The sequence below is a fragment of the Ancylobacter mangrovi genome (assembly GCF_024752355.1).
GTDB lineage: Bacteria > Pseudomonadota > Alphaproteobacteria > Rhizobiales > Xanthobacteraceae > Ancylobacter > Ancylobacter mangrovi.
In genome coordinates, this window is the sequence record NZ_JANTHZ010000002.1 from 691,040 (window position 1) to 707,150 (window position 16,111).

The following is a 16,111-nucleotide window of genomic DNA, read 5'->3' on the forward strand; positions in this document are numbered from 1 at the left end:
CCATGCGCAGGCATGCAGGCGGGTGTGGCGGAACTGGTAGACGCGACGGACTCAAAATCCGTTTCTGGTGACAGAGTGTCGGTTCGAGTCCGACCACCCGCACCAGGCGCCGCGGCGGGGGGCGCAGCCGTACATGCCCGGGCACCGGGCCGTTTCCTTCGCGCCCGAACCCTCTTCGCAGATGACTATTGAACCGTCGGCCTAGCCGGGGCGGCCGACAGGTTGCTGCTGGGTGATGCAGTGGATGTTGCCGCCGCCGAGCAGCACCTCGCGCGTCGGCACGCCGACCACCTCGCGGTCCGGGAACAGCCGGGCGAGGATGGCGCGCGCCTCCTCGTCATGGGCGGGGTCGAGCAGCGGCATCAGCACGAATCCGTTGCCGATGTAGAAATTGACGTAGGAGGCGCCGAGCCGCTCCTGCGCGTGGCGCTGGTAGCTGTTGCCCACCGGCGCGTCGGCGATCGCCTCGCCCGCCGTGCGGTAGAGCGGGCCGGGCAGCGGCAGCCGCACCACCTCGATCGGCCGGCCGCGGGCGTCGGTGGCGCGGCTCAGCCGCTCGAAGGCATCGCGCGAGATGGCGTGCTGCGGGTCGGCGGGGTCCTCGCACCATGTCAGTGCCACGACGCCCGGCCGCACGAAGCAGGCGAGATTGTCGATATGGCCGGAGGTCTCGTCGTCGACGAGGCCGGCGCCGAGCCAGATGACCCGCGAGGCGCCGAGATGGTCCATCAGGTGCTGCTCGATCTCCTCGCGCGAGAGATCGGGGTTGCGGTTCGGGTTGAGCAGGCACTCCTCGGTGGTCAGCACCGTGCCTTCGCCGTCGACATGGATCGAGCCGCCCTCCAGCACCAGCGGGGCGGCGTAGCGCGGGGCGCGCTCGACCTCCAGCATCTTGGCGGCGATCAGTTCGTCCTGGTCGGAGGGCGCGTAGAGGCCGCCCCAGGCGTTGAACATCCAGTCGACGCCGCGCAGGCGGCCCTGGGCGTCGGTGACGAAGGTGGCGCCGGCATCGCGGCACCAGGCATCGTCGCTCGAGGTTTCGACGAGGCGCACCGAGGCCGGCAGCATGTCGCGCGCGCGGCGCCACTGCCGGGCCGAGACCATCATGGTGAGCGGCTCGAAGCGGGCGATGGCGGCGGCGACCTCGGCGAAGGCGGCCTGCGCGGGGCCGGCGCCCTCGCGCCAGTTGTCCAGCCGCTCCGGCCAGATCATCCAGCAGCCGGCGTGCGGCTCCCATTCCGCGGGCATGCGGAAGCCGTCGGCGGCGGGCAGGCTGGTCAGCGTCTCGGCCATCTGGGCGCTCTCGGTACGGGAACTCGGCTTCGGGAACGGCGAGGCTAGGGAATTGGCGGCGAACTGGGCGTGGGACTCAGCGGAGCGGGCGGGTCGGCGCCTGCCCGTCGAGCGACAGCAGCGGCGCGTAGAGCTCCGGCCGGCGGTCGCGGAACACGCCCCAGGAGCGGCGCTGATGGGCGATGGCGTCGAGGTCGAAGGTGGCGGTGAGCACGCCCTCCTCTTCCCGTCCGGCCTCGGCGACCTTGGCGCCGGTGGGGTCGGCGATGAAGGACGAGCCGTAGAAGGTGATCGAGGTGCCCGCCCGCCCGGGCTCGGTGCCCACCCGGTTGGAGGCGATGAGCGGGGTGAGGTTGGCGCCCGCATGGCCCTGCATCACCCGCTGCCAGTGGGCGGAGGAATCGAGCGTGGCGTCGTGCGGCTCGGAGCCGATGGCGGTGGGATAGAGCAGCACCTCGGCGCCGAGCAGCGCCATGGCGCGGGCGCATTCGGGGAACCACTGGTCCCAGCAGATGCCGACGCCGATGCGCCCGACCGCCGTGTCCCAGACCCGGAAGCCGGTGTCGCCGGGCGAGAAGTAGAACTTCTCCGTGTAGCCCGGCCCGTCGGGTATGTGGCTCTTGCGGTAGAGACCCAGCACCGCGCCGTCGGCGTCGAGAATCGCGATGGAGTTGAAGGTCGCCTGCCCGGCGCGCTCGAAGAAGCTGACCGGCAGCACCACGCCGAGCTCGCGCGCGAGGCGGGAGAAGCGGGCGATCAGCCGGTTGCCCTCGAACGGGGCGGCGAGCTCCAGGAAGTCGTAGAGCTGGTCCTGGCAGAAATAGGGGGTCTCGAACAGCTCCTGCAGCAGGATCAGGCGGGCGCCGCGCCCGGCCGCCTCCCGGACCAGCGCCTCGGCGCGATCGCAATTGCCGTCGATGTCCCAGTCGCAGTGCATCTGGGTGGCGGCAACGGTGAGGGCACGCATAGGGGGTCTCCGATGGGGGGCTTCAATGGGGGCCTTCAATGGGCTGGGCTGGCGCGCGGCCCCGCGCGACTCAGTTCACCGCACGAATCAGTTGACGGCGCGAGTCAGTTCACCGCGCGCAGTGGCTTCTCGAGCACCGCGATCACGCGCCGGAGCTCATGGCCGCGCTTCAGGATGAGCCCGGTCTGCGACACCACCGTGTAGGCGCCCTGGCGGCGGGCGAGGCGCGGGTCCTTCTCGATCCGGTAGATCGGGACCTCGGTGGCTCGTCGGAAGATGGAGAAGACGGCGCGGTCCCTGGTGAAGTCGATGGCGTAATCGCGCCATTCGCCGAGCGCCACCATGCGGCCGTAGAGATCGAGGATCCGGTCGAGTTCCCGCCGGTCGAAGGTGACGAGATCGACGCGACCGGCAGCCGGTGCGGCCGCCGGCAAGGCTATGGGGTCGGTATCCGCCACACGCGTCCTCCCACTGTGGTTCATCGCTTCGTCATGATCGGCCCGGCGGGCGCCGGCTTCAAGTCACTTTCGCCCCCGCTCGCCGCAGCGTGTCCGCAGGGGCGGCGCGAAGGACGCTGCGGCAGGTGCCGCCGGGCACGCGAATGCGCCCGCAAAGCGCTGGTATCCGGGCGCGGGCGGCGTTCACGGGCTCGTTAGCCGAAATCACAGCCTCGCCCGAATTCGGCCTTGGGCGCGCCCATCCCGGGGGCGATTTTCTCACCATAGCGTCGGGCCGGTTCGCGAAGCGCATCGGTTTCCCAGCCCCCCAGCCCCCCGCGGCGTCAGTGGATCGGCCCGACGTTATCTCAGGTTCAATCCCCGAATTGCTCTTCAGGGCCGGTGCTTCACCGGCCCTTTTTCTTTGGCGGTTACAGCGCAACGAGCGGCGCCTGCAGGCCGCCGCTCGTTGTCCCTCGCGGGCCGCGATCTCAGTGCAGGGGTTGCAGCGCCGCGCCGACGATCTTGCCCGGCTCGGCGAAGCTGCCGGACTGGACGAGGATCGCGACCGAATCGGCCTGCTGGCCGGGCTGGGCGCCGACCGTGGTGTCGAAGCTGACCTTGCGGCCATCCCAGTCGCCGAGCTTGGTCCAGCCGCGCACCACGTTGTGATAGGTGATGCGCGAGCCCTCATTCTCGCCGCGGCCGATCTCGACCGTCATCCGGCTGGCGACGGGGCAAAGCCAGACCTCGCCGGGCATCGCGGTCGAGGGCCCGTCGCCGACGACGACATGGATGCGCCCGCCGTCGCGCGCCTCGACCGAGACCGGCACCGTCGGCGCAGCGATCGAATCGACGACGTGCTCGAGCGCCGGGCGGTCGGAGCCGATGGTCATGGCGGTGCCGTTCACCACCGCCTGCGGGGTGAACATCTTGCCGTCGCCGCGCAGCCGGGCATAGGCCTTCTGGCGCAGCGAGTGGCCGTGCTTGGCCAGCGTGTCCTTCCAGCCGAGATAGTCCCAGTAATCCACCGCCATGGTCAGGGCGATGACGTTGGGCTGCTCGGAGAGCTCGCCGAGCAGCTTGTCGGCCGGCGGGCAGGAGGAACAGCCCTGGCTGGTGAAGAGCTCGACCACCGCGCGCGGCGAGGGAATGGCGTGCGCAACGTCGTCGGCATCGCCGGCACGGGCCGGCGGGGCGGCGACCAGCGCCGACAGCAGGAGCAGGCCGCCGGCGACGGCGAGGCGCGCAAGGGCGGGCGGATTCGAGGAGGCTCGGGCGAGCCCGCGTTCCGCCCGATGTTCGCCCGACGGCCGTTCGCCCGTCCCGCATTCGCCTGCCGGCGCTCGCCCATGGAGCCGGTGGACGCGGGCAAGGCGTGCCCGCAGGCGGGGGGCGGCGATGGACAGGCAGGCGGTCATCTCGTGCGGAACGTCCTCGACGTGCTGGACCGCGAAGCGTCCTGTATCCGCCCGACCGATGCCGGAGGGATGGCGGACTGGCTCGGGTCCGTTCGATCTCGCATCTCGTCCGCCGGGCCTCGATGCCGGGCGGAACTCACGCTAGGCAATAGGACGCCGGAGCGGGAGGCACCAGTCACATTCGGGTGTCGCGGCGCACGGACCGGTGAAGAGGATACCGCCGTCGTGCACCCGCGGGCGGGAGCGGCGGGGATGGATCGAAATACCGTTGGGGAAGGCGCGCGGGCGAGCCGTGGGGCGGGCTCCGGGGCAGGCTGCGGGGCGAGGGTCGGGCCGGATCTCGCGACGGGTGCGGGAGGCGCCGCGCGGCCGGCGGAAGGCGTTCGCCGCCGTAGGGAGAAGGGCCGGCGCGGAAGCTGTCCGCCCCGCGCCGGCCCGGTCGTCATGGTCACGCCGCGAGGTTGCGCAGCACGTATTGCAGGATGCCGCCATTGCGGAAGTAGTCGAGCTCATCCAGCGTGTCGATGCGGCAGGTCAGCGGCACGTTCTTCACCGTGCCGTCGGCGAAGGCGATCTCCGCGACCAGGGTCTGGCGCGGCTTGAGGTCGCCCTCGATGCCCTTGATGGTCACCGTCTCGTCGCCCTTGATGCCGAGCGACTGCCAGGATTCCTCGTTCTGGAACACCAGCGGCACCACGCCCATGCCGACCAGGTTCGAGCGGTGGATGCGCTCGAAGCTCTGGGCGATGACGGCGCGGATGCCGAGCAGGCGCGTGCCCTTGGCCGCCCAGTCGCGCGAGGAGCCGGTGCCATACTCCTTGCCGGCGAACACCACCAGCGGCACGCCTTCCTGCTTGTAGAGCATGGCGGCGTCGTAGATCGGCATCTCGGTACCGTCCGGCCAGTGCTTGGCGAAGCCGCCTTCCTTGCCGGCCAGCATCTGGTTCTTGATGCGGATGTTGGCGAAGGTGCCGCGCATCATGACCTGGTGGTTGCCGCGCCGCGTGCCGTACTGGTTGAAGTCGGTCGGGCGGACCTGGTGGTCGCGCAGATACTCGCCGGCCGGGCTCGCTTCCTTGATCGAGCCGGCGGGCGAGATGTGGTCGGTGGTGATGGAGTCGAGGAAGAGGCCGATCACCCGCGCCTTGAGGACGTCGGTGACGGGCTCGGGCTCCATCTTCATGCCCTCGAAATAGGGCGGGTTCTGCACATAGGTGGAGCGCTCGTCCCAGGCATAGGTCTCGCCGGTGGGAATGGCGATCTTCTGCCAGTTGGCGTCGCCCTTGAAGACGTCCGCGTACTTCTCCTGGAACATCTTCTTGGTGACGTTCTCGCGGATGAAGCGCGCGATCTCCTGGTTGGTCGGCCAGACGTCCTTCAGATAGACCGGCTGGCCGTCCGAGCCGGTGCCGAGCGGCTCGGTGGTCAGGTCGATCTGGAGCGAGCCGGCGATGGCGTAGGCGACCACGAGCGGCGGCGAGGCGAGGTAGTTCGCCTTGACGTCCGGATTGACCCGGCCCTCGAAGTTGCGGTTGCCGGAGATGACCGCGCCGGCGACGAGGTCGTTCTGGTTGATGGCTTCCGAGATCGGCTCCGGCAGCGGGCCGGAATTGCCGATGCAGGTGGTGCAGCCGAAGCCGACCAGGTTGAAGCCGAGCTTGTCGAGCTCCGGCTGGAGGCCGGAGGCGTTCAGATAGCCCTCGACCACCTGCGAGCCCGGCGCCAGCGAGGTCTTCACCCACGGCTTGGAGGTGAGGCCCCGGGCCGCCGCGTTGCGCGCGAGCAGGCCGGCGGCGATCAGCACGCTCGGATTCGAGGTGTTGGTGCAGGAGGTGATGGCGGCGATGGTGACGTCGCCATGGCCGAGCGTGAAGTCGGTGCCTTCCACCGGCACCCGCTTGGCCGCCTCGCCCGCCTTCTTGAACTCGCCTTCCAGCGCGGCCAGGAAGCCGGCCTTGGTGCCCGAGAGCAGCACCCGGTCCTGCGGCCGCTTGGGGCCGGCGAGCGAGGGCAGCACGGTGTCGAGGTCGAGCTCCAGCACGTCGGTGAACACCGGGTCGGCGGTGCCGGCCTCGCGCCACAGGCCCTGGCTCTTGGAGTAGGCCTCGACCAGCGCGATGCGCTCCTCGGTGCGGCCGGTCTCGTCGAGATAGGCGATGGTCTCCGAATCGACCGGGAAGAAGCCGCAGGTGGCGCCGTATTCGGGCGCCATGTTGCCGATGGTAGCGCGGTCGGCGAGCGAGAGATGCTCGAGGCCCGGGCCGAAGAACTCGACGAACTTGCCCACCACGCCCTTCTTGCGCAGCATCTGGGTGACGGTGAGCACGAGGTCGGTGGCGGTGATGCCTTCCTTCAGCTCGCCGGTCAGCTTGAAGCCGATCACCTCGGGGATGAGCATCGACACCGGCTGGCCGAGCATGGCCGCCTCGGCCTCGATGCCGCCCACGCCCCAGCCCAGCACGCCGAGGCCGTTCACCATGGTGGTGTGGCTGTCCGTGCCGACGCAGGTATCGGGATAGGCGACGGTCTCGCCGCCCGCGTCCTTGGTCCAGACGGTCTGGGCGAGATATTCGAGGTTGACCTGGTGGCAGATGCCGGTGCCGGGGGGCACGACGCGGAAATTGTCGAACGCCGACTGGCCCCATTTCAGGAAGCGGTAGCGCTCCTGGTTCTGCTTGTACTCCTCCTCGACATTCTTGCCGAAGGCGGCGTTGTTGCCGAAGAAGTTCACGATCACCGAGTGGTCGATGACGAGGTCGACCGGGACCAGCGGGTTGATGCGCGTGGGCGAGCCGCCGAGCGCGACCATGGCGTCGCGCATGGCGGCGAGGTCGACCACCGCCGGCACGCCGGTGAAGTCCTGCATCAGCACGCGCGAGGGGCGGTACGCGATCTCGCGCTCCTCGCGGCCGCGATTGACCAGCCAGTCCTTGATCGAGACGATGTCCTGCTTGGTGACAGAGCGCCCGTCCTCGAATCGGAGGAGATTTTCCAGCAGCACCTTCATCGAGAAGGGGAGGGCGGAGATGCCGTCGAGGCCATTCCTTTCCGCCTCCGGCAGGCTGTAATAGACGTAGGTCTTGGTTCCGACGGTGAGGATTTTCCGGCTTTTGAAGCTGTCGAGCGACGTCACGGCAAAAGGGTCCCCGCTTTGATATGGCGCGGATGCGTGGGGGCCTTGGAGGCAGGAGACGTTGCGGGCTATAGCTCGCGCGGCCTTTACCTAAGGCGACAGCGCATCGTTAGGATTTCTATATAGAGCCATTTCAAACTCCGATCCTAGGGGCGTGGGGCGATGCGTCGAAAAATTGTGCGTCGCGGCGTCCGGTATCGGGTGGAGGGACATGCATGCGCCTCGTCGCCGAGGGGCTGAGCTGCCGTCGCGGCGCCCGCCTGTTGTTCGAGGGTCTCGACCTCGACCTGCCGGCGGGCCGCGCGCTCGTCGTCACCGGGCCGAACGGCACCGGCAAGTCGTCGCTGCTGCGCCTTCTGGCGGGGCTGGCGAGCCCGGCTGCGGGCACGGTGCGCCTCGAAGGAGCGGCGGAGCCGGACGATTTCGGCACCGAGGTGCACTATCTCGGCCATCTCGACGCCCAGAAGGCCTCCCTCACCGCCCGCGAGAGCCTCGGCTTCTGGCGCGCCATGCTCGGCCGGCCCGCGCTCACGGTGGAGGACGCGCTGGAGACGGTGGGGCTCGGCGGGCTCGGCGGGCTGCCAGTGGCGGTGCTCTCGGCCGGGCAGAAGCGGCGCCTCGCGCTCGCCCGGCTGCTGGTCGCCGAGCGCCCGCTCTGGCTGCTCGACGAGCCGACGACGGCGCTCGATGCCAGCGCGCAGCTCCTGTTCGCCGGGCTCGCGCGCGCGCATGTGAACAGAGGCGGGCTGATCGTGGCGGCGACCCACGCCCCGCTCGACCTCGGCCCCTCCGACACGCTCGACCTCGGCGCGCGGCGCCCATTGAATCCGGTGGCGGCGTAAGGTGGGCGTCATGGGGCGGCATTCATGAGGCAGGCATTCCTGGCGCTGCTGCGGCGCGACCTGGCGCTGGCGACCCGCGCCGGCGGCGGGGCCGGGCTCGGCGTGGTGTTCTTCCTCGCTGTGGTGGTGGTCACGCCCTTCGCCATCGGCCCGGACCTCGCCCTGCTGGCGCGGATCGGCCCAGCCATATTGTGGATCGGCGCGCTGCTGGCCTCGCTGATCGGCCTCGACCGCCTGTTCGCCGCCGATGCCGAGGACGGCTCGATGGACCTGTTCGCGCTGCTCGACCTGCCGCTGGAGCTGATCGCCGCGGCCAAGGGGCTGGCGCACTGGATCGCGACCGGGCTGCCGCTGGTGGTGGCGGCGCCGGTGCTGTCACTGCTGCTCAATCTGGAGCCGGCGGCGATCGGCGCGCTGACGCTGACGCTGCTGGTGGGCACGCCCGCCATCACCTTTCTCGGCCTGGTCGGCGCCGCCTTCGCCAGCGCCTTCCGGCGCGGGGGGCTGCTGGTGGCGGTGCTGGTGATGCCGCTCACCATACCGGTGCTGATCTTCGGCGTGGCGGCGACCGGCGCGGCGCTGGGCGGGACGGTGCCGTTCGGTATGCCGTTCCGGGTGCTCGCCGGGCTGTCGCTCGCCGCGCTGGTGCTCGGCCCGGTGGCGGCGGCCGCGGCCCTGCGCGCGACACGCGAATGACGCGCCGCCCAATCCGTGGCATACCAGGTGCAACAAAGCGCCGCAGGCGAAGCAAAGCGTTGATATTGCGCCATCCGCGCCGTTTTGGCCGGTGACGGAGCCGCTACGTCATTTGCCCCCCGTCATCCATCACCGCCTCGTGTTGCAGCATGCACGGAGCCGTGTTAGGGAACCGCCCGACCTGATGGGCGGGTGAGGTTAAGTTTCCGATCCGGCCCTCGGTCAAGAACCCTTGTAAATCCGGGGCCCGTGCCCTGCCGCGCCAGCGGCGGCCGACCCGGAAAGCCCCGAGAGAGGCACAGTGGCCGAGACCTACGTATCCGGAGTGGCGGGACGTTACGCGACAGCGCTGTTCGAGCTTGCGCGCGACGCCGGTGTCATCGATGCGGTGAAGGCCGACCTCGACAGGTTCGGCACGCTGATCGCCGAGAGCGACGATCTCAAGCGCCTGGTGCGCAGCCCCGTCTTCTCGTCCGAAGAGCAGGAAAAGGCGATCGCCGCGCTGCTCGACAAGATCGGCATGAGCGGGCTTTCCGCCAATTTCTTCAAGACCGTGGCGGCCAATCGCCGCCTGTTCACCGTCGAATCGATCATCCGCGCCTACGACGCGCTGGTCGCGTCCTACAAGGGCGAGGTGACGGCCGAGGTGACGGTGGCGCAGCCCCTGTCCGACGCCCATGCCGCGACGCTGAAGCAGGCGCTCGACGCCATGACCGGCAAGAACGTCAAGCTCGCCGTCGAGGTCGATCCCTCGCTGCTCGGCGGGCTCAAGGTGAAGCTCGGCTCCAAGCTGGTCGACGCTTCCCTCAAGACCAAGCTCAATTCGATCCGCACTGCGATGAAAGAGGTTCGCTGATGGATATCCGCGCCGCTGAAATTTCCGCGATCCTCAAGGAGCAGATCAAGAATTTCGGCCAGGAGGCCGAGGTCTCCGAGGTCGGTCAGGTCCTGTCCGTCGGTGACGGCATCGCCCGCGTCTATGGGCTCGACAACGTCCAGGCGGGCGAGATGGTCGAGTTCGAGAACGGCACGCGCGGCATGGCGCTGAACCTCGAGATCGACAATGTCGGCGTCGTGATCTTCGGCTCCGACCGCGAGATCAAGGAAGGCCAGACCGTCAAGCGCACCGGCGCCATCGTCGACGCCCCCGTCGGCAAGGGCCTGCTCGGCCGCGTGGTCGACGCGCTCGGCAACCCGATCGACGGCAAGGGCCCGATCGAATACACCGAGCGCCGCCGCGTCGACGTGAAGGCGCCGGGCATCATCCCGCGCAAGTCGGTGCACGAGCCGATGCAGACCGGCCTCAAGGCGATCGACGCGCTGATCCCGATCGGCCGCGGCCAGCGCGAGCTGATCATCGGCGACCGCCAGACCGGCAAGACCGCGATCGCGCTCGACTCGATCCTGAACCAGAAGCCCATCAACCAGGGCGACGACGAGAAGGCCAAGCTCTACTGCGTCTATGTCGCGGTCGGGCAGAAGCGCTCCACCGTCGCGCAGTTCGTGAAGGTGCTCGAGGAGCAGGGCGCGCTCGACTATTCGATCGTCGTCGCCGCCACCGCCTCGGACGCCGCGCCGATGCAGTTCCTGGCGCCGTTCACCGGCACCGCCATGGGCGAGTTCTTCCGCGACAACGGCATGCACGCGCTCATCATCCATGACGACCTGTCCAAGCAGGCCGTGGCGTACCGCCAGATGTCGCTGCTGCTGCGCCGCCCGCCGGGCCGCGAGGCTTACCCGGGCGACGTGTTCTACCTGCACTCGCGCCTGTTGGAGCGCGCGGCCAAGCTCAATGACGAGAACGGCGCCGGCTCGCTGACCGCCCTCCCCGTCATCGAGACCCAGGCCAACGACGTGTCGGCCTACATCCCGACCAACGTGATCTCGATCACCGACGGCCAGATCTTCCTCGAGTCCGACCTGTTCTTCCAGGGCATCCGCCCGGCGGTGAACGTCGGCCTCTCGGTGTCGCGCGTGGGCTCCTCGGCGCAAATCAAGGCGATGAAGCAGGTCGCCGGCAAGATCAAGGGCGAGCTCGCCCAGTACCGCGAGCTGGCGGCCTTCGCCCAGTTCGGCTCCGACCTCGACGCCTCGACCCAGAAGCTGCTCAACCGCGGCGCGCGCCTGACCGAGCTGCTCAAGCAGTCGCAGTTCGCGCCGCTGAAGGTCGAGGAGCAGGTGGTGGTGATCTATGCCGGCACCAACGGCTATCTCGACGCCCTGCCGGTGAGCAAGGTGCGCGAGTTCGAGGAAGGCCTGCTGCTGTTCCTGCGCTCGCGCCACGCCGACATCCTCGACGCCATCCGCACCTCCAAGGAGCTTTCCAAGGAGACCACCGACAAGCTCGTGAAGGCGCTCGACGCCTTCGCGAAGACCTTCGCGTGATCGTCGCATTGCGCGCTCGAGGGCACGGGAGTCGAGGGTAGATGGCAAGCCTTAAGGATCTGCGGAACCGCATCTCGTCGGTGAAGGCGACGCAGAAAATCACCAAGGCGATGCAGATGGTCGCCGCCGCCAAGCTGCGGCGCGCCCAGACCGCGGCCGAGTCCGCGCGCCCCTATGCCCAGCGCATGGAGAGCGTGCTCGGCAACATCGCCGCCGCCATTTCCGGCGGCCCGGACGCGCCGCTGCTGCTGACCGGCACCGGCAAGGACGACGTGCACCTGCTGCTCGTGCTCACCGCCGAGCGCGGCCTGTGCGGCGCCTTCAACTCCTCGATCGTGCGCCTCGCCCGCGAGCGCGCCGTCTCGCTGATGAACCAGGGCAAGACGGTCAAGATCTTCTGCGTCGGGCGCAAGGGCCACGAGGCGCTGCGCCGGCAGTTCGAGAAGCAGATCATCGAGGTGGTCGAGCTGCGCGCCAACAAGGGCGTGACCTTCGCCGACGCGCAGGCGATCGCGGAGAAGATCTCGGCCATGTACCACGCCGGCGAGTTCGACGTGGCGACCCAGTTCTTCAGCCGCTTCCAGTCGGTCATCTCCCAGGTGCCGACCGGCCAGCAGCTCATCCCCGCCACCTTCCCCGAGCAGGCCGAGCCGGCCGCGGGCGCGGCGGCGATCTACGAATACGAGCCGGACGAGGCCGAGATCCTCGCCGACCTGCTGCCGCGCAACCTCGCGGTGCAGATCTTCAAGGCGCTGCTCGAGAACGGCGCGTCCGAGCAGGGCGCGCGCATGAGCGCGATGGACAACGCCACCCGCAACGCGGGTGAAATGATCAAGAAGCAGACTTTGACCTACAACCGCACCCGCCAGGCGATGATCACGAAGGAACTTATCGAGATCATCTCCGGTGCCGAGGCGCTGTGAGGCAAGGGACCAGAGGCATCGGAAGGACGACGAACATGGCTAAGGTCGGACGCATCACGCAAGTCATCGGCGCCGTCGTGGACGTGCAGTTCGAGGATCACCTCCCGGAGATCCTGAACGCGCTCGAGACCACGAACCACGGCAACCGCCTGGTGCTCGAAGTCGCCCAGCATCTGGGCGAGAACACCGTGCGCGCCATCTCGATGGACTCCACCGAGGGTCTGGTGCGCGGCGGCGAGGTCTCCGATACCGGCGCGCCGATCGCGGTGCCGGTGGGCGAGGCCACCCTCGGGCGCATCATGAACGTGATCGGCGAGCCGGTCGACGAGGCGGGCCCGGTGACCGGCGAGACCACGCGCGCCATCCACCAGCCGGCCCCTTCCTATGCCGAGCAGTCGACCGAGGCCGAGATCCTCATCACCGGCATCAAGGTCATCGACCTGCTGGCGCCCTACTCCAAGGGCGGCAAGGTCGGCCTGTTCGGCGGCGCCGGCGTCGGCAAGACCGTGCTGATCATGGAGCTCATCAACAATATCGCGAAGGCCCATGGCGGCTACTCGGTGTTCGCGGGCGTGGGCGAGCGCACCCGTGAGGGCAACGATCTCTATCACGAGATGATCGAGTCCAAGGTGAACATCGACCCGCACGAGAACAACGGCTCGACCGCCGGTTCCAAGTGCGCGCTGGTCTACGGCCAGATGAACGAGCCCCCGGGCGCGCGCGCCCGCGTCGCGCTGACCGGCCTCACCGTCGCCGAGCACTTCCGCGACCAGGGCCAGGACGTGCTGTTCTTCGTCGACAACATCTTCCGCTTCACCCAGGCGGGCTCGGAGCTGTCGGCGCTGCTCGGCCGCATTCCCTCGGCGGTGGGCTATCAGCCGACGCTCGCCACCGACATGGGCGCGCTGCAGGAGCGCATCACCACCACCACCAAGGGTTCGATCACCTCGGTGCAGGCCATCTACGTGCCCGCCGACGACCTGACCGATCCGGCGCCGGCCACCTCCTTCGCCCATCTCGACGCGACCACCACGCTGTCGCGCTCGATCGCGGAGAAGGGCATCTACCCGGCGGTCGACCCGCTCGACTCGACCTCGCGCATCCTCTCGCCGATGATCCTCGGTGAGGAGCACTACAACGTGGCGCGCTCGGTGCAGCAGACGCTGCAGCGCTACAAGTCGCTGCAGGACATCATCGCGATCCTGGGCATGGACGAGCTCTCGGAAGAGGACAAGCTCACCGTCGCCCGCGCCCGCAAGATCGAGCGATTCCTGTCGCAGCCGTTCCATGTCGCCGAGGTCTTCACCGGCTCGCCCGGCAAGCTCGTCGACCTCGCCGACACCATCAAGGGCTTCAAGGGCCTGGTGGAAGGCAAGTACGACCACCTCCCGGAGCAGGCCTTCTACATGGTCGGCACCATCGAAGAGGCGGTCGAGAAGGGCAAGAAGCTGGCCGCCGAGGCGGCGTGATCGCGTCCGCCCGGCGCCCGTCATGGGCGCGGGGCGGTGATCGCCCGTTCTGACGCGCCTCTGGAGGATCCATGGCCAACTTCCCGTTCGAACTCGTCTCGCCTGAGAAGCTGATCTATTCCGGCTCGGTGAGCGAAGTCGTGGTGCCGGGCACGGAAGGTGAATTCGGCATTCTCGCCGGCCACTCGCCCTTCGTCTCGACCCTGAAGCCGGGCGTCCTCACCATCCGCGGCGACGGCGCGACCAAGAAGCTGTTCGTGCGCGGCGGCTTTGCGGAGGCCAACCCGCAGGGCCTGACGGTGCTGGCGGAAATCGCCATCCCGCTCGAGGAGATCCGGCCCGAACGCCTCGCGCAGATGATCAAGGACGCCGAGGAAGACGTCGAGGACGCCAAGGACGAGGTCACCCGGGCCAAGCGCCTGGTGATGCTCGAGGCGCTGAAATCGGCGTCGGCGGCGATCCAGGCCGACGGGCACACCGCCCACTGAACCGGCCTCGCCACAATTCGAGAGCACACTGCGATTCGGGCCGCCTTGCAGCGGCCCTTTTCATGTCCGGAGGATCCAGCATGACCGACGCCGCCCGCCCGACCGCCGCGACCTTCAGCGCGCAGGCCTGGCAGGCCAACCTGCCGGTCTACGAGGCGATCCGGACCATGCCGTTCAACATGGCGCTGGCCGACGGCACGCTCCCGGGCGAGCGCTTCCGCCACTACATGATCCAGGACGCGCACTACCTGATCGCCTTCGGCCGCGCGCTCGCCATCGCCGCCGCCAAGGCCGACGACGCCGACGGGCTGGTGCAGTTCGCGCAGGCGGCGCAGGTGGCGGTGATCGTCGAGCGCTCGCTGCACACCGACTTCTTCCGCAGCTTCGGCGTCGACCCGGCCGAGTTCGAGGGGACCGAGATGTCCCCGGTCTGTCACCACTATACGAGCTTCCTGATCGCCACCGCGCACGCGGAATCCTATCCCGTCGTGCTGGCGGCGCTGCTGCCGTGCTTCTGGATCTATGCCGAGATCGGGCGCGACATCCTCGCCCGCGCGGTGCGGCCCAACGCCTATGACGCCTGGATCGACACCTATGCCGGCGAGGAGTTCCACGAGGCGGTGCGGGCGGTGATCGCGACCACCGACAGGGCGGCGGCGACCGCCTCGCCCGACGTGCTGGCGCGCATGCACGAGGCCTATCGCCGGGCGAGCCAGCTCGAATGGATGTTCTGGGATTCGGCGTGGCGCCTCGGCGCGTGGCCGCTCTGACAGGCGGCCGCTCTAGCGTGCCGCCGGTCCGCAGGGCGAAGGCGCCCGCGGGGGGCAGAAATTTCGGGCCTGCCCGGCGCATACGCGTTCGCCGGACGGGGCCTGTCTACGGGATGAGGATACCGCCGGCCGAGATGCCCGTGCCGATGCCATTGCCGACGCCGATGTCATGGCGCCCGGCCCGGAAAGGTGCTCATATCTCGCCGAAAATGTCGGGCTGCTGATGGACGAGGTCACCACCAACATACAGGGCACGGCCCGCGGCCGGTCGGAAGCGCCGATACGCGCGCGCATCCTGCAGGCCATCTTCGAGCGGCGCCTGCCTCCGGGTGAGAAGCTGACGGAGGACCGGCTGGCCGAGCTGTTCGGCGTCAGCCGCACCGTGGTGCGCCAGGCGCTGTCGCGGCTGGCGCAGGACGGCATCGTCGAGCACCTGCCGAACCGGGGCGCCTTCGTCGCCGCGCCGAGCCGGGCGGATGCGCGCCACGTGCTGGAGGCGCGGGCGGTGGTCGAGCCGGAAATCGCCGGGGCGGCGGCCTGCCGCTGCGATGCGCATGCGCTCTCGCGGCTGCGCCGGCATGTCGAGACCGAGGACAGCGCGCGCGCCGGCGGCGACCGCGGGGCGCTGGTGAGGCTGACCGGCGAGTTCCACGTCGTGCTGGCCGAATCGGCCGGCAACCCGGTATTCGTGCGGCTGCTGACCGAACTGCAGGCGCTGAGCTCGCTGTCGATCCTGCTCTATGCGCGCGGCGAGCACTCCGCCTGCCCGCCCGACGAGCACCACCGGATCGTGGCGGCGATCGAGCGCGGCGACGCGGAGGGCGCGCAGCAGCTCATGCGCGAGCACATCGCCCATGTCGCGGCGGAGATGGACTTGAGCGAACCGGTCGAGCGGCCGACGGGCCTCGCACAGGCGCTGGGCATCAAGCCGCGCGCGCCGAGGCATCGCTGATGTCGCGGCGCGGGGCGCCGGAGCGTCGCGCGACCAAGATGAGGCGAATCAGCGGCGGCGACCCGGGGGCGGACGGCGCTGGCCGCTGCCGATCGGCGGCGTCGGACCACCGGTCTTGTGGCGGAAGTTGATCCGTCCACGCTCGAGATCGTAAGGCGACATCTCGACGACGACACGGTCGCCGACAATGGTGCGGATGCGGTTCTTCTTCATCTTGCCCGCCGCATAGGCAAGGATTTCGTGCTCGTTATCGAGCACGACGCGGAAATTCCCGTCGGGCAGAACTTCGGTGACGGTTCCGTCGAACTCGAGCAGTTCTTCTTTCGCCATTGGCT

At 69.1% G+C, this 16,111-nt stretch carries 15 protein-coding genes and 1 tRNA gene; 10 read left to right on the top strand and 6 right to left on the bottom strand.

Annotated features, from left to right (window positions below):
- Positions 1-18: 18 nt before the first annotated feature.
- Positions 19-105 (top strand) — tRNA-Leu (locus NVS89_RS08590).
- 96 nt (positions 106-201) lie between these two features.
- Here the strand turns inward: NVS89_RS08590 and aguA are convergent.
- From aguA to acnA, 5 genes are all read right to left on the bottom strand, one after another.
- A complete protein-coding gene (aguA, locus tag NVS89_RS08595) occupies positions 202-1,293 on the bottom strand; it encodes an agmatine deiminase (protein WP_258732197.1) in 1,092 nt (363 codons plus the stop codon).
- Positions 1,294-1,369: 76 nt separating this feature from the next.
- Positions 1,370-2,260: an N-carbamoylputrescine amidase gene (gene aguB, locus NVS89_RS08600; protein WP_258732198.1), complete on the bottom strand. Its 891-nt coding sequence runs from the start codon at positions 2,258-2,260 to the stop codon at positions 1,370-1,372.
- A 104-nt stretch (positions 2,261-2,364) separates the two neighbouring features.
- On the bottom strand, positions 2,365-2,742 hold the full coding sequence (locus tag NVS89_RS08605; protein ID WP_374114543.1) for a DUF2794 domain-containing protein: 378 nt from the start codon (positions 2,740-2,742) through the stop codon (positions 2,365-2,367).
- Between the two features lie 446 nt (positions 2,743-3,188).
- Positions 3,189-4,118: a DUF1223 domain-containing protein gene (locus NVS89_RS08610; protein WP_258732200.1), complete on the bottom strand. Its 930-nt coding sequence runs from the start codon at positions 4,116-4,118 to the stop codon at positions 3,189-3,191.
- Between the two features lie 448 nt (positions 4,119-4,566).
- Positions 4,567-7,251 (bottom strand): aconitate hydratase AcnA, encoded by a 2,685-nt coding sequence (gene acnA, locus NVS89_RS08615; RefSeq protein ID WP_258732201.1) that lies wholly within the window; start codon positions 7,249-7,251, stop codon positions 4,567-4,569.
- A 215-nt stretch (positions 7,252-7,466) separates the two neighbouring features.
- On the opposite strand from acnA, the gene ccmA reads away from it, so the two are divergent.
- The 9 genes from ccmA to NVS89_RS08660 all read left to right on the top strand — a co-directional run bounded on the left by ccmA (position 7,467) and on the right by NVS89_RS08660 (position 15,776).
- Positions 7,467-8,093 carry a heme ABC exporter ATP-binding protein CcmA gene (gene ccmA, locus NVS89_RS08620; RefSeq protein WP_258732202.1) on the top strand — a complete coding sequence of 209 codons (627 nt, stop codon included), beginning with the start codon at positions 7,467-7,469 and terminating at the stop codon, positions 8,091-8,093.
- 24 nt (positions 8,094-8,117) lie between these two features.
- Entirely contained in the window at positions 8,118-8,789 is a 672-nt protein-coding gene (gene ccmB, locus NVS89_RS08625; protein ID WP_258732203.1) for a heme exporter protein CcmB, read from the top strand.
- Between the two features lie 301 nt (positions 8,790-9,090).
- Positions 9,091-9,645 carry a F0F1 ATP synthase subunit delta gene (locus NVS89_RS08630; RefSeq protein ID WP_258732204.1) on the top strand — a complete coding sequence of 185 codons (555 nt, stop codon included), beginning with the start codon at positions 9,091-9,093 and terminating at the stop codon, positions 9,643-9,645.
- On the top strand, positions 9,645-11,174 hold the full coding sequence (gene atpA, locus NVS89_RS08635) for a F0F1 ATP synthase subunit alpha (protein ID WP_258732205.1): 1,530 nt from the start codon (positions 9,645-9,647) through the stop codon (positions 11,172-11,174). Before NVS89_RS08630 ends, atpA begins: the two co-directional genes overlap by 1 nt.
- Before the next feature lie 41 nt (positions 11,175-11,215).
- Positions 11,216-12,097, top strand: a complete 882-nt coding sequence (locus tag NVS89_RS08640) for a F0F1 ATP synthase subunit gamma (RefSeq protein WP_258732206.1) — start codon at positions 11,216-11,218, stop codon at positions 12,095-12,097.
- A 35-nt stretch (positions 12,098-12,132) separates the two neighbouring features.
- On the top strand, positions 12,133-13,566 hold the full coding sequence (atpD, locus tag NVS89_RS08645; RefSeq protein WP_258732207.1) for a F0F1 ATP synthase subunit beta: 1,434 nt from the start codon (positions 12,133-12,135) through the stop codon (positions 13,564-13,566).
- A 71-nt stretch (positions 13,567-13,637) separates the two neighbouring features.
- Positions 13,638-14,054 carry a F0F1 ATP synthase subunit epsilon gene (locus NVS89_RS08650; RefSeq protein WP_258732208.1) on the top strand — a complete coding sequence of 139 codons (417 nt, stop codon included), beginning with the start codon at positions 13,638-13,640 and terminating at the stop codon, positions 14,052-14,054.
- Between the two features lie 80 nt (positions 14,055-14,134).
- A complete protein-coding gene (gene tenA, locus NVS89_RS08655; protein WP_258732209.1) occupies positions 14,135-14,824 on the top strand; it encodes a thiaminase II in 690 nt (229 codons plus the stop codon).
- A 169-nt stretch (positions 14,825-14,993) separates the two neighbouring features.
- A complete protein-coding gene (locus NVS89_RS08660; RefSeq protein ID WP_258732210.1) occupies positions 14,994-15,776 on the top strand; it encodes a GntR family transcriptional regulator in 783 nt (260 codons plus the stop codon).
- A 48-nt stretch (positions 15,777-15,824) separates the two neighbouring features.
- Here the strand turns inward: NVS89_RS08660 and infA are convergent, their stop codons facing one another.
- A complete protein-coding gene (gene infA / locus NVS89_RS08665; protein WP_013168254.1) occupies positions 15,825-16,106 on the bottom strand; it encodes a translation initiation factor IF-1 in 282 nt (93 codons plus the stop codon).
- Between the last annotated feature and the right edge of the window lie 5 nt (positions 16,107-16,111).

Coding starts and splice junctions, on each gene's coding strand:
- aguA (WP_258732197.1), bottom strand. CDS start 1,293: ATGGCCGAGACGCTGACCAGCCTGCCCGCCGCCGACGGCTTCCGCATG.
- aguB (WP_258732198.1), bottom strand. CDS start 2,260: ATGCGTGCCCTCACCGTTGCCGCCACCCAGATGCACTGCGACTGGGAC.
- NVS89_RS08605 (WP_374114543.1), bottom strand. CDS start 2,742: ATGAACCACAGTGGGAGGACGCGTGTGGCGGATACCGACCCCATAGCC.
- NVS89_RS08610 (WP_258732200.1), bottom strand. CDS start 4,118: ATGACCGCCTGCCTGTCCATCGCCGCCCCCCGCCTGCGGGCACGCCTT.
- ccmA (WP_258732202.1), top strand. CDS start 7,467: ATGCGCCTCGTCGCCGAGGGGCTGAGCTGCCGTCGCGGCGCCCGCCTG.
- ccmB (WP_258732203.1), top strand. CDS start 8,118: ATGAGGCAGGCATTCCTGGCGCTGCTGCGGCGCGACCTGGCGCTGGCG.
- atpA (WP_258732205.1), top strand. CDS start 9,645: ATGGATATCCGCGCCGCTGAAATTTCCGCGATCCTCAAGGAGCAGATC.
- NVS89_RS08640 (WP_258732206.1), top strand. CDS start 11,216: ATGGCAAGCCTTAAGGATCTGCGGAACCGCATCTCGTCGGTGAAGGCG.
- atpD (WP_258732207.1), top strand. CDS start 12,133: ATGGCTAAGGTCGGACGCATCACGCAAGTCATCGGCGCCGTCGTGGAC.
- NVS89_RS08650 (WP_258732208.1), top strand. CDS start 13,638: ATGGCCAACTTCCCGTTCGAACTCGTCTCGCCTGAGAAGCTGATCTAT.
- tenA (WP_258732209.1), top strand. CDS start 14,135: ATGACCGACGCCGCCCGCCCGACCGCCGCGACCTTCAGCGCGCAGGCC.
- NVS89_RS08660 (WP_258732210.1), top strand. CDS start 14,994: ATGGCGCCCGGCCCGGAAAGGTGCTCATATCTCGCCGAAAATGTCGGG.
- infA (WP_013168254.1), bottom strand. CDS start 16,106: ATGGCGAAAGAAGAACTGCTCGAGTTCGACGGAACCGTCACCGAAGTT.